The organism is Desulfovibrio piger ATCC 29098, assembly GCF_000156375.1.
In the GTDB taxonomy this organism is placed as follows: Bacteria; Desulfobacterota; Desulfovibrionia; order Desulfovibrionales; family Desulfovibrionaceae; genus Desulfovibrio; species Desulfovibrio piger.
On sequence record NZ_DS996357.1, the window covers coordinates 16,263 to 28,913 of the forward strand.

Annotated in this window: 10 protein-coding genes and 1 pseudogene; all 11 read left to right on the forward strand. The window is 60.5% G+C overall.

Annotation, left to right across the window (positions count from 1 at the left end; translation table 11 throughout):
* Nucleotides 1–283, forward strand: a pseudogene (locus DESPIG_RS12845) (hypothetical protein); the annotation flags it as partial.
* Between the two features lie 387 nt (nucleotides 284–670).
* Nucleotides 671–2,194, forward strand: a complete 1,524-nt coding sequence (locus DESPIG_RS06320) for an outer membrane homotrimeric porin (protein WP_040369566.1) — start codon at nucleotides 671–673, stop codon at nucleotides 2,192–2,194.
* A 267-nt stretch (nucleotides 2,195–2,461) separates the two neighbouring features.
* Nucleotides 2,462–4,798, forward strand: a complete 2,337-nt coding sequence (priA, locus tag DESPIG_RS06325; protein WP_040369568.1) for a replication restart helicase PriA — start codon at nucleotides 2,462–2,464, stop codon at nucleotides 4,796–4,798.
* Nucleotides 4,799–4,994: 196 nt separating this feature from the next.
* Nucleotides 4,995–6,251 (forward strand): OmpP1/FadL family transporter, encoded by a 1,257-nt coding sequence (locus DESPIG_RS06330; RefSeq protein WP_040369570.1) that lies wholly within the window; start codon nucleotides 4,995–4,997, stop codon nucleotides 6,249–6,251.
* 178 nt (nucleotides 6,252–6,429) lie between these two features.
* Nucleotides 6,430–7,086 carry an outer membrane protein gene (locus DESPIG_RS06335; protein WP_006006416.1) on the forward strand — a complete coding sequence of 219 codons (657 nt, stop codon included), beginning with the start codon at nucleotides 6,430–6,432 and terminating at the stop codon, nucleotides 7,084–7,086.
* 436 nt (nucleotides 7,087–7,522) lie between these two features.
* The gene (locus DESPIG_RS06340; RefSeq protein WP_006006420.1) at nucleotides 7,523–8,173 is read left to right on the forward strand and encodes an outer membrane protein; all 651 of its coding nucleotides are present in this window, start codon (nucleotides 7,523–7,525) and stop codon (nucleotides 8,171–8,173) included.
* Between the two features lie 292 nt (nucleotides 8,174–8,465).
* Nucleotides 8,466–9,974, forward strand: a complete 1,509-nt coding sequence (ffh, locus tag DESPIG_RS06345) for a signal recognition particle protein (RefSeq protein ID WP_006006423.1) — start codon at nucleotides 8,466–8,468, stop codon at nucleotides 9,972–9,974.
* Nucleotides 9,975–10,177: 203 nt separating this feature from the next.
* Nucleotides 10,178–10,414 carry a 30S ribosomal protein S16 gene (gene rpsP / locus DESPIG_RS06350; protein WP_006006425.1) on the forward strand — a complete coding sequence of 79 codons (237 nt, stop codon included), beginning with the start codon at nucleotides 10,178–10,180 and terminating at the stop codon, nucleotides 10,412–10,414.
* A 217-nt stretch (nucleotides 10,415–10,631) separates the two neighbouring features.
* Nucleotides 10,632–10,862, forward strand: a complete 231-nt coding sequence (locus tag DESPIG_RS06355; protein ID WP_006006428.1) for a KH domain-containing protein — start codon at nucleotides 10,632–10,634, stop codon at nucleotides 10,860–10,862.
* 6 nt (nucleotides 10,863–10,868) lie between these two features.
* On the forward strand, nucleotides 10,869–11,402 hold the full coding sequence (gene rimM / locus DESPIG_RS06360) for a ribosome maturation factor RimM (RefSeq protein WP_040369573.1): 534 nt from the start codon (nucleotides 10,869–10,871) through the stop codon (nucleotides 11,400–11,402).
* Nucleotides 11,403–11,602: 200 nt separating this feature from the next.
* A complete protein-coding gene (gene mutM, locus DESPIG_RS06365) occupies nucleotides 11,603–12,451 on the forward strand; it encodes a bifunctional DNA-formamidopyrimidine glycosylase/DNA-(apurinic or apyrimidinic site) lyase (RefSeq protein ID WP_040369574.1) in 849 nt (282 codons plus the stop codon).
* Nucleotides 12,452–12,651 lie beyond the last annotated feature (200 nt).

Genomic DNA, 12,651 nt, shown 5'->3' on the forward strand with positions numbered 1-12,651 from the left:
GAGCCACAACTCCTTCAAGGATTCTGCGGTGGTGAACCAGTACGGCACCGCCTATGATCCCATCTACCTGACCACCGAAGACTACGCTCTGGAAATCGGTCTGACCAACACCTACAAGATGTACGACAACTTCACCATCATGCTGGATGCTGCCTACATCGCCATGTGGCTGGACGACAGCCGCAGCACCTGGGGCAAGAATCCCATGGCCGGCTTCGCCAACGACCGCAACGGTGTGTACGACGCCTGGAACGTGAACCTGTCCTTCGTGTACTCCTTCTAAGCTTCGGCTTGAGAAGTTCGACCGTGGGGGCTTCGGCCCCCGGTCTTTCAGCCCCGCTCCGGCGGGGCTTTTGACGTTTTGGGATACCGTAACGCGGCCAGAGCGGAGCGGCCTTCTTCTGCACCCCCGGCATGCAGGCCCGCACGGCAAGGCTGGCGGCTGGATCGTCCGACATGCAGGATTGCCAAATCCTGTCACGGTATGATGCGGTTCAAAAAATTGTCCTTTACCTCTTGACGGAGTGAAAGGGCATGCGTATGCTTGCGTAATAAAATTTGTACTCAAATGGAAAAGCGTACAATTTTTGCCATATCTGGCGGGGATGTCCCTGGGGAGGAACAGCCCGTGGATGCCAGAAAATTTCTCTCAGGAAGGAAGGTTTTTATCATGAAAAAGCTGATGACCCTCGCTCTTGCTGCGGGTATGCTGCTGGGCGCCGCCACCGGTGCCAGCGCCATTGATTTCAAGGCCAAAGGCCAGTGGCTGATGGGCTTCGCCGCCGGTGACGGTTCCTTTGTGAGCCATACCAATAAGAAGGGCGAAAGCAAGAAGGCTGTTGACCAGGACGACGCCTTCAGCGCCATGCAGCGTCTGCGCCTGCAGTTGGACGCCGTGGCTTCCGAATCCCTGTCCGGTACCGTGTACTTTGAAATCGGCGACACCACCTGGGGCCAGAATTCTTCCGGTGGCGCCCTGGGCGCTGACTCCAACAGTGTCGTGGAACTGAAGAATGCCTACATCGACTGGATGGTGCCCAACACCGATCTCAAGTTCCGTATGGGTATCCAGAACATCGCCATGCCCAACGTGGCCGGTGGTTCCGCTGTGCTGGATGACGATGTCGCCGGTATCGTGGCCAACTACCAGTTCAACGAAAACGTGGGCCTGACCGCTGTGTGGGCCCGTCCCTTCAACGACAACTGGAATAAGACCGGCGCTTCTGAACGCTGGACGGGCGATGACGCCAACTACCACGACAACGTGGATATGTTCGCTCTGATGGTGCCCCTGACCTTCGACGGCGTGAAGGTGACCCCCTGGGCCATGTACGGCATGATCGGTGCCAATTCCTGGGATGCCATCGACAACGACCTGCACAAGGGTAGCTATCCTGCCTACAGCCTGCGTCCCTATCCGCTGGCTTACAATGGCGGCTCTTTCAACACCGACAAGGCTTACGGCTCCGCTTTCTGGGCTGGCCTGCCCATTTCCGTCACCGCTTTCGATCCGCTGAACATCGAGCTGGACATCAACTACGGTTACGTGGAATCCATGGGCCGCTATGAAGCCACTCGCTATGACAACATGACCACCCGCATGGGTGACACCAAGCGCGAAGGCTGGTTGGTCAAGGCCCTGGTGGAATACAAGATGGATTGGGGTACCCCCGGTATCTTCGGCTGGTACTCCTCCGGTGACGACGGCAACGTCAAGAACGGTTCCGAGCGTATGCCCACCCTGTCCGGCTGCGGCAACTTCATGTCCTTCATGGGTGACGCCAACTACGGTTGGGGCGACGGCCGTCTGTACGACCGCAACCTGACCTATGCCGGTACCTGGGGCGTGGGCCTGCGCATCCACGACATGAGCTTCGTGGAAGACCTGAAGCACTCCTTCCGCGTGGCCTACTGGGGCGGCACCAACAGCCCGGCCATGGCCAAGTACGTGTCTACCTCCTACGGCTGGGATAACGGCCTGCCCGAAGGTCCGTACCTGACCACCAACGATGGTCTGCTGGAATTCAACCTGGTGAACAGCTACCAGATCTACGAAAACCTGGAAGCCAACCTGGAACTGGGTTACATCGTGAACATGGTGGACGACGACACCTGGAAGCGCAGCTACCGCACCGACTCCTACAAGAAGCAGGACGCCTGGAAGGCTCAGCTGATCTTCGCTTACAGCTTCTAGTCTTTCACGACAAAGATGCTTTTGAGGGGGGCGCAAGCCCCCCTTTTTTTATGCCTGGCAAAGAGGGGAGAAGAGCGCCATTTCCTCCTCAGCGCCATAGTGTTGCCTTGCCTTAGCAGGGGCCTCTGCCTATGCTGGGCTGGTACGACTGCTCCCCCCTGCCATAGTGTGTTCCTGCATGGCCGTATCCTTCTTTTATGTATGGAGCCGGAACCACATCTTGCCCCAGGAGATGGGGCAGATCTTCATCCCTGCCTTCGAGGTCCCATGTTTGCCCGTATCGCACTGCTTTCCGCTCCTTACAGCACCCTGACCTACGCCTTGCCCGACATTTTCCCGGAAGATTTCTGGCAAGAAGGCCTGCGCGTGGCCATCCCTCTGGGACGCGGTGCCTTGCGGGCGGGTATGCTGATGGAGCTTCTGGAGCACAGCGATCTTCCTGACGGTGTCATCTGCAAGGAAGTGGTCTGGCCGCTGGAGACCAGGCCCTTGATTTCGGAAGAGATCAGGGCACTGGCGCGGGATCTGGCCATCCGGCAGGGACTGGAGCCGGGGTGCGTGTTCGGACATGTCTTGCCGCAGGGCCTGCGCCAGGTGGATCTGCACATCCGCTGGCTGGCGACGGACAGGGACTTTGCCTGCAGGGTGAAACAGGTCACGAAGCTGGAAGCTGATGTTCGGGAGGCCCTGGCCAAGGCCCTGTGCCGGGGCGAGGCCCGTCTTGTGGCGCCGGGCCGGGATGCTGCCGGAGATGAGCTTTGCGTGCTGCGGGTGGATCCTCCCTGGTCGGTACGTCCGCAGGCCGTAAGGCAGCGCGAGATCCTTGAGTATCTGCACGAACGGGGGCAGGTCAGCCGTCGCCAGCTGGCACGGGACCTGGGTGCCGGCAGCGCTCCGGCCCTGCGTTCCTTGCTGCAGTCCGGTCTCGTGGCCCTGCGCCACGCGGACGCCGATGAACCCGATGACGAGCTGCTTCCGCCCGCGCCCCGGGCTTTTGCCCTCAGTGACGACCAGCAGCAGGCCCTGGAGGCGCTGTGTGCTGCGGTGAATGCGGGGCGTGCTGCTTCCGTCCTGCTGTTTGGTGTGACGGGCAGCGGCAAGACGGCTGTTTATCTGGAGCTGATCCGGCATTGCCTGGAGCAGGGCAGGAGCGTTCTCCTGCTGGCTCCCGAAGTGGCCCTTGCCTGCAAGCTGCGCCGGGATGCGGCCTGCGTCCTGCCCCATGTGCCCCTGTTTTTCTATCATGGTTACCAGACCCCGGCTCGGCGGGAAGAGATCTTTCGTCGTCTGGCCAACCGTCAGGAGCCCTGTCTCGTGGTGGGGACACGCTCCGCGCTCTTCCTGCCTGTGCCGCAGCTGGGCTGTGTCATCCTGGACGAGGAGCATGACAGCTCGTTCAAGCAGGACGAGTCCTTGCCCTATCAGGCCAAGGAGCTGGCCTGGTCGCGTATCGCACGGCAGCGCGGCCTGCTGTTGCTGGGCTCGGCCACGCCGGACATCAAGACCTTCCATGCCGCCACGCAGGGGCAGATAGATCTCCTGCGTCTGCCGGAAAGGGTAGGGGGGCGGCCCCTGCCACCGGTGGAACTGGTGGATACCAGCGGTCTGGCCGGGGAAGGGCTGCTTGCCACCCGCAGTGAGCAGGCCCTGCGCGAAGTGCTGCAACGCGGGGAACAGGCCGTTGTCCTGCTCAACCGGCGCGGCTATGCGCCCCTGCTGTATTGCCTGGACTGCAAGGAGACCGTCAGTTGTCCGCATTGTCACATCGCACTGACCTATCATAAAGGACGGGGGCGGCTCGTCTGCCATTACTGCGGCTATGCCGTTCCCTTTCCCAGTCCCTGCCCGCAGTGCAGGAGCATGAACTTCCTTCCCATGGGGGAAGGGACGGAAAGGCTGGAGGAATATCTGTCCACACTGGCCGGGCAGCCTGTCCTGCGCCTTGATCGCGACAGTACCCGGCGGCCCGGGCGCATGGAAGAGATACTGGCGGCCTTTGCCCGGCACGAGTCCCCCATCCTTGTGGGCACGCAGATGCTCTCCAAAGGCCACCATTTTCCTGATGTGACCTTGGCTATCGTGGCGGATGGCGATCTGGGGCTCAACCTGCCGGACTACAGGGCCGCGGAGCGATCCTTCCAGCTGCTGGTCCAGTCTGCGGGCCGGGCCGGGCGCGGAGACAAACCCGGACGGGTCCTGATCCAGACCCGCAATACCGACCACTACTGCTGGCAGTATGTCCAGAGCGGCGATTACGAAGGTTTTTACGCCGCCGAGCTGGCCCGGCGACGGCAATACGGCTATCCCCCCTTCGTACGTCTGGCCCTGCTGCGCATCTCCTTCCCTGCGGAAGATCCCGGTGGTGCCGCGGCACTGGGGGAGCTGGCCCGGATGCTGCAGACCAGGGCCCGGGAGCTGGGCGTGCGTCTGCTGGGGCCCATCCCGGCGCCTTTGGCCATGTTGCGGGGACGCAGGCGTTTTTCCTGCCTCATCAAAAGTACCGACTGGCAGTCGGTCAGGGCGCTGTATCTTGAAGCTTCGCGGCAGCAGTGCGCCAGCCGCTTGCGGCTTTTCCTTGACCTTGACCCTGTCAATATGCTCTAATCTTGCGATTTATTTTTCCCGTAAGCGGGATTTTACTGGGGAGAGCTCTGCGGTGCCTGCCCCGGCATTTTTGCGGCCTTTGACCGGCCCTGATGCCGGAGCGGCCGGTATGCGCGTTATAGCCGGGCACAGCAGGGCAGGAGTCAGTACCGGGCGGAAGGAGCTTGTCCGGTACTTCATGGTCAAGGGAGGAAGAATGAAAGCTTTGCGTGTGGTGGGCCTGTGGGTGGCCTTGGTTCTGGGAATGGCGTCGTCCGCCATGGCTGAAGGTTTTGCGCTGACCGAGTGGAGCGCACGCGGTCTGGGTCTGGCCAGCGGCATGGTGGGCCGCGCCGACGACGTGTCGGCCATTGCCTATAACGCGGCCGGCATCACCCAGCTGCCCGGCGTCCAGGTCATGGGCGGTATGGGCCTTATCGCGCCCATGGGGACCTTGTCGCTGGATACGACCTACGGCAAGCAAGAGACCACTACCAAGCCCGCCGTGTGGGCCGCGCCGCACGCGTACGCCAGCTGGCAGCTCAACGACAGCCTGTGGCTGGGGCTGGGCGTGTTCTCGCGCTTTGGTCTGGGCAACAGCTATGACCAGAACTGGACCGGCCGTTACAACCTGTACAGCGTCAACCTGCAGACCATTTCCGCCGTGCCCACTCTGGCCTGGAAGATCAACGACATCCTCTCCGTGTCCGCCGGTCTGGAGATCATGAACGTGAACCTGACAACAGAACAGAAGATTCCTTTCCCGCTTGGTATACCGAACCCGGCCACTGACAGCGATATCGGAGTCCAGGCCTCGGGCTGGGGCGTAGGCGGTCATTTTGGCCTGCACGCCCGTCTGAACGATCAGTGGTCTGTGGGGCTGGCCTACAAGACCCAGGTCACAGTCAATGCCTACGGTGAAGCCAAGCATGACGGTGTGCTGAAAAATGCGGGCATGCTCAGGGACTGTGACGCCCATGGTACCGTGCAGCTGCCCGACTCTCTGGCCTTGGGCGTGGCCTACAAGCCTCTGGACAATCTGAGCTTCGAAGTGGGCGCTGTCTGGACCCGTTGGTCCACCTACAACTCCCTGAACATCTATATGGATAACGGCAACCAGTCCATCAGCCACAAGAACTGGAAGGACGGCTGGAACTTCAATGCCAGCGTGGAATACAAGCCTCTGGACTGGTGGAGCCTGCGTGCCGGTTTCTGGTACGAGACCCCGGTCATCAACGAAGATCATTCCGACTTCATGGTGCCGTCCAACGGCCGTACGGCCCTGACCCTGGGCACGGGGGTGGAGTGGAACGACTTCACCATCGACTTCGCCTACTGCCATATGTGGATCAACCCCACCAGCTATGACGATACGGACGGTCATGGGATTCTTGACAGCAAGTACATCACCGGCGGCCATTCCAAGGATACCGTGGCCAACATCTATATCCTGAGCTTCGGCTACAAGTTCTAGGCTGCTTTCCGGCAGATTTCAGGGGCGTCGTCCTAGGGGCGGCGCCCTTTTTTCATGCCCTGCGTACAGACTATTTGACCAGCGGCTAGAAAGTCTCTATAGTCCCGTTTGAGAAAGTCTAAACTTTATCGCCTGAACAGGCCCTGCTCTGCAGGAAACATCTCTTTGGAGGAGAGCAATGAAACGCACCATCCTTGCACTGGCTCTGCTGGTGGCTCTGGTCCTGCCCGGCATGGCCAAGGCCGAAGGTACCGGTATGTACCTGGCTCCCAAATTCCTGATGACCATTCAGGAAAGCGGCACCATCGAACGCTCCGGTATGGGCGGCGTGGACGAATACTCCCAGTTTACCCTGGGCGGCGCTCTGGCCGCCGGTTACGACTTCTGGCCCCAGTATCTGGTGCCCGTGCGTGTGGAACTGGAATACGCCCTGCGCGGCAACAGCGAAAAGAGCTGGGGCAGCAACTGGGGCAGTGTGGACTGCACCTGGAACAGCTCCACCCTGTTCGCCAACCTGTACTATGACTTCCGTAACGACAGCGCCTTCGTGCCCTACATCGGCGCCGGTATCGGTATGTCCTTCAACTACCTGGGCTTCGACCTGCACCGCAACGGCAGCGCCGTTTCCCGTGATGAAAGCACTACCAACTTCGCCTGGAACGTGGGCGCCGGTGTGGCTTACAACGTGAACGATGCCCTGTACATCGACGCCGCCTATCGCTATGTGGACCTGGGCTACACTGAAGCCAGCGGTGCCCTGAACGGCGACCAGATCAAGGTGGGCAGCCGTCCTTACAACCACGAATTCATGCTGGGCCTGCGCTTCGCCTTCTAGGGCGCATCCCCTCGCGATCAAAAAAAGGCCGCTTCTTTGGAAGTGGCCTTTTTTATTTTGCTTTACTTAAATAATAGTAAAAAGCTATTATTTGATTTCCCGGACGAAAGAAAGCAAGGATTTCCGCGGAAATGGAAGATTCTGTCATTGCCATGGTGATGTGACTGATTGTGATAAAAATATCATGTAAGTCGTATTTTCATTGGTTGCAGTATATTATGCAGTATCACATTGTGTCATGGCTGGTGTTGCTGAGGGAGAGAGAAATATCCCTAAAAAAATTGCAATAAAAAAGTAATATATTTCAAATGTTATGAAATATGGCATATAATAATTATTCTTGAAAGCTTTTCGTCTCTTTGCTAGGGAAGAAAATCCCAAATACTGCCTGTTTCCACGGACAGCGCAGTCAACTTCTCAAAAAAAGGAGAAAAGCATGAAACGTTGTTTTGCCGCCCTGGCCCTGGTCTGCGCCTTGGCCCTTTCCGGCGTGGCCAAGGCCGAAGGTACCGGCATGTACCTGGCCCCCAAGTTCCTGATGAGCATCCAGAACAACTATCCCACGCTGGAAGTCGGTCCCGATAGCGCAAGCGAGAATTACAGTCAGTTCACTCTGGGCGGCGCTCTGGCCCTGGGCTATGACTTCTACAGCCAGTTCGGTGTGCCCGTGCGCGCCGAAGTGGAATATGCCCTGCGCGGCAACAGTGAAAAAAGCTGGAGCTATGATGCACTGGACGTCAAGGGCGCTTGGAACGCCTCCACGCTGTTCCTGAACCTTTACTATGACTTCCGCAACAGCACGGCCTTCACTCCCTATGTGGGCGCCGGTCTGGGCATGGCCTTCAATTACGCCAACTATACGTTCACCACCAAGGGCTACAACGCCAACTTCGATGAGCACCACACCACCTTCGCCTGGAACGTGGGCGCCGGCGTGGCCTATGACATCACTGACAGCTTCGCCGTGGACCTGGGCTACCGTTATATGAACCTGGGCTACTACGAGATGGATCTTCCTGCAGGCGCCAAGGTCAAGAATCAGCCCAGCAACCACGAGTTCATGCTCGGCCTGCGTTACACCTTCTAGTCCAAGTCGCTTCAGCGCGTCTGGCCGCTCCTTCGGGGGCGGCCTTTTTGTTTTTCGGCAGAGCTGGGGCATCATGGCGGGTAGAGCCGCCTGGGAGCGTGAGCCACGGAAGGCCGGGGCGGCCTGCTCAAAAGGCCGTCCCGGCTGCCACTGCGGTCTTTTCTTGACGAAACGGCATAAACAGCCTATGAATCACAATTCTGTATGCGCTGGCCGGGCCCGCGTGATCTGTCGCCATGTCCTGCGGCAGGGAGGGCAGGGCCTTTCAGTGTAACTTGATAGCGGGGTTCCCATGTTCGAAAGCCTTTCCGATCGCCTTTCCGGTGTGTTCCGCTCCTTCAGCGGACGCGGCCAGCTGACGGAAGAAAATATCCAGGCCGGCCTGCGCGAGGTGCGTCTTGCCCTTCTGGAGGCCGACGTCAACTTCAAGGTCGTCAAGGACTTTGTGGAGAACGTCCGCCAGAAGTGCCTGGGGCAGGAACTCATCAAGGGCGTCAGCCCGGCGCAGCAGGTCGTCAAGATCGTTCATGAGGAACTGGTGGGCCTGCTTGGTGGCGAGACCGCGGGCCTGAACCTGCAGGGCCAGGAGCCGGCGGTCATCATGCTGGTGGGCCTGCAGGGCTCCGGTAAGACCACTTCGGCGGGCAAGATCGCCAATCTGCTGCGCAAGCAGAAGATGCGTCCCTATCTGGTGCCTGCCGACGTGTACCGCCCCGCCGCCATCGATCAGCTGACCGTGCTGGCCAAGCAGCTGGACATGCCCTGTTTCCCGTCCACAGTGGACATGAATCCCGTGGATATCGCCCGCCAGGCCATGGAAGCCGCCCGTGAGCAGCAGGCCACGGTAGTCCTGTTGGACACCGCCGGCCGTCTGCATGTGGACGAGCCCCTGATGCAGGAACTGGCCGCCATCAAGGCCGCGGTGAACCCGCAGGAGATCCTGTTCGTGGCCGACGCCATGACCGGTCAGGATGCCGTGACCGTGGCGGAGTCCTTCAACGAACGTCTGGGCCTGACCGGTGTGGTACTGACCAAGATGGACGGCGATGCCCGTGGCGGTGCGGCCCTCTCCATCCGGGCGGTGACCGGCGCCCCGGTGAAGTTCGTGGGTATGGGCGAAAAGCTGTCCGAGATGGAGATCTTCCATCCTGACCGCATCGCGGGCCGCATCCTGGGCATGGGCGACGTGCTCACCCTGGTGGAAAAGGCCCAGGCCACCATCGACGCCGACGAGGCCGAAGCCCTTGCCAAAAAGATGCGCAAGGCCAGCTTCGACCTGGAAGATTTTCGTACCCAGATGCGTCGGATCAAAAAACTCGGCTCTCTGGACAGTATTTTGAAGATGATCCCCGGTATGGGCGGCCTGCGTGAAAAGCTGGCCGAGGCCAACGGTGCCATGCCCGAAAAGGAAATGGCCCGTACCGAAGCCATCATCAATTCCATGACCATGGCCGAGCGCCGCAACCCTGATATCCTCAACGGCAGCCGCCGGGCGCGTATCGCCAAGGGCGCCGGGGTCACGGTGCAGCAGGTCAACCAGCTGGTGCGTCAGTTCGAGCAGATGCGCCAGATGATGAAGGGGATGATGGGCGGCAAGGCCAAGGGGATGCCCTCCATGCCCAGGATGCCCCGGGGCATGAGCATGCCCGGCGGCATGGGCGGGATGCCCGGCATGATGCCGGGTATGGGTGGCATGCCCGGTATGCCGCCCATGGGGCTGCCGGATGCCGGACACGGCAAATCGGCGGCGGCCAAAAAGCGCAAAAAGCGCGAACGGCCCGCCAAGCGCAAAAAGAAATAGGCCCGTCCGTGCGGTCTGTCCGCACGGATCAGCGTCCGTTCCCCGGCAACGCACGGCGAAACCTCATCGCCAGACGGCTGCGGCGATGCCGGAGACGCGATAAAAAAAATCGTTGCGGCGCACTGGTCATTGATATAATGGGGGGAGGGCAAACTTGCTCTTTTGCCCCCGCAACGCTACCATAGCACAAACAGGAGATAATCATGGCTGTTAAGCTGAAATTGACCCGTCTGGGCAGCAAGAAGCATCCTTTCTACCGCGTCGTGGCCGCCAACGACGAAACCCGTCGTGATGGCCGTCCGCTGGAATTCCTGGGTTACTACAACCCCATGACCGATCCCGCCGAAGTGAAGCTGGACGCCGAAAAGGTGAAGGCTTGGCTGGATCGCGGTGCCGAACCCACCGACACCGTCCGCGCCCTGATCAAGAAGATGGCCTAAGGTATCCTTGCAGGATACCGCTGTACCGGTCTTTTCCGGTACTGGCCCGATGTTCTTCCGGCGTGCGGTACTGACGCGGCAGGATCCCTGAAGGAGCTGTCCGCAAGTCGTACCGCACCGCAGGCGCATGGCGCTTTTCCTGTGAGGACAGCTCCGGGGATGCAGCGCCCGCTCACACCAACAGCCTTGTCACGGCAGGGCTTGCGGGAGGCCAGCAATGAAAGCTTTGATTGAATTTATCGCCCGTTCGCTCGTGGACGCCCCTGATCAGGTGCAGGTCACCGAGGTGGAAGGCGAACAGACCACTGTGCTGGAATTGAAGGTCGCCAAGGAAGATCTCGGTAAGGTGATCGGCAAGCAGGGCCGCACGGCACGCGCCATGCGCACCCTGCTCAGTGCCGCGTCCACCAAGGCCAAAAAGCGCGTCGTGCTCGAGATCCTGGAATAATCCCTCATGGCACGACGCATCCATATGGGCACGCTTGCGCGCCCGCACGGTATCAAGGGGGAGATCTGCGTCGACTGGTACGCAGACTCCCCTTCGCTGCTGGACGGTCCTTTCTGGCTGCAGGCGGGCGATGCCCCGCCGCGTCCTGCCCGGGCCCGTTCCTGGCGCATGCACAAGGGCCGTCCTCTGCTCCTTCTGGAAGGCGTGACCGACCGTAACGACATCGAAGCCCTGCGAGGCCAGAAGATCCTTGTGGATCGTGACCTGCTACCGCCCGTGGACGAAGACGAAGTCTACGTGGAGGACGTGCTGGGCTTTGCCGTCATCCTGCCCGACGGCTCCCGTCTGGGCGTGCTGGATCATGTGGAATATCCTGCCGGTCTGGAGGTCTGGAGCATCGTGACCGATGACGGCAAGGAAGTCCTTTTCCCGGCCGAAGCGTCGTTCATCGAAGGTTTCGACCTGGAAGGGGAGCGCATCCACATCGCGCCGCCGGAAGGCCTGCTGGACATCTACCTGGGCGGTGACGAACAGGCCTAGCCTGTGGGGTCGGCTTTGCCGCCGTACGTTGCGGTGAGCATATGCCGGACCGTACATGCAGGCTGTCCCGTTCCCTCTCGTTTGCCCGTCATTTTTGCTGCCCGTGCTGTCCGCAACACGGGCTGTCTTTTTTTCGCCGATGTTTTCGGCCCTGCTGTAGTTGACCTGCCCTCGGCAGGTCTTTTCGTATGAGGTGGATCATGCCCGAATTGCCGGAAGTGGAGACCGTCGTCCGCACCTTGCGGCCACAGGTACTGGACTGCTGCATCGAGCGGGTGGACGTCTTTCGCGAGCGTTCCCTGCATCCCCTGAGCCTGCCTGTGGAGCGACTGGCGGGAACGCGTATCAGCGCCGTTCGTCGCCGGGGCAAGCTGGCCTTGCTGGAGCTAGAGCCCCCTGCTGCGGCAGCTGCTGTGCCTGTGCCGTCGCTCCTGGCCGTGCATCTGCGCATGACAGGGCGTTTCATGGTCCATCCTGAAGGGGCTGCCCCCCTGAAGCATACGCGCATCATCTTCCATCTGCGGCGACTTGACGGGATCCGGGCGCAGCTTTTTTTCGATGATGTGCGCTCCTTTGGCCTGGTCTTCGCCGCCACGCCGGAGCTGCTGGATCGCTGGGATTTCTGGTGCTCGCTGGGGCCGGAACCTCTGGAGCTGGGGCCTGGGGAGCTGGGGCCGCGTCTTCACGGTCGCCGTGCCATCAAGGCCGCACTGCTGGACCAGACCGTTCTGGCCGGCATCGGCAACATCTATGCGGACGAATCCCTGTTCCGGGCCGGTATCGATCCCCGGCGGCCTGCCGGAGAGCTTTCGGAGGCGGAAGCGGAGCGTCTCCGCATTGCTTTGCAGGAAGTGTTGCGGGAATCCATCGCCCAGTGCGGCAGCTCCATTCGTGACTATCGGGATGCCAACGGCAATGTGGGGGCTTTCCAGAATACCTTCTTTGTCTATGGACGTGGCGGTCAGGCCTGCCGCCGGTGCGGCACGGAACTGGAAAAAAGTCGTATCGGCGGCCGGGCCACGGTCTTCTGCCCGCAGTGCCAGCACTAGAAGAGTTTTTTTTGAGGGAGGAAACTGGCTTCCTCGTGTTCGCTGACGATGCCGTGGATGTGTCATGCCGGGCAGGTGTTTCTGGTCGCCAGCCGTGGCTGCGAGCATGCAAAGGCGGTTCTCCCGTCCTTCATCCTTGATAGTGTTCGGAGGGCGTTCCAGGGGCCGACAGGCCGCCTGTGATGGATAGGTGAAGAGCC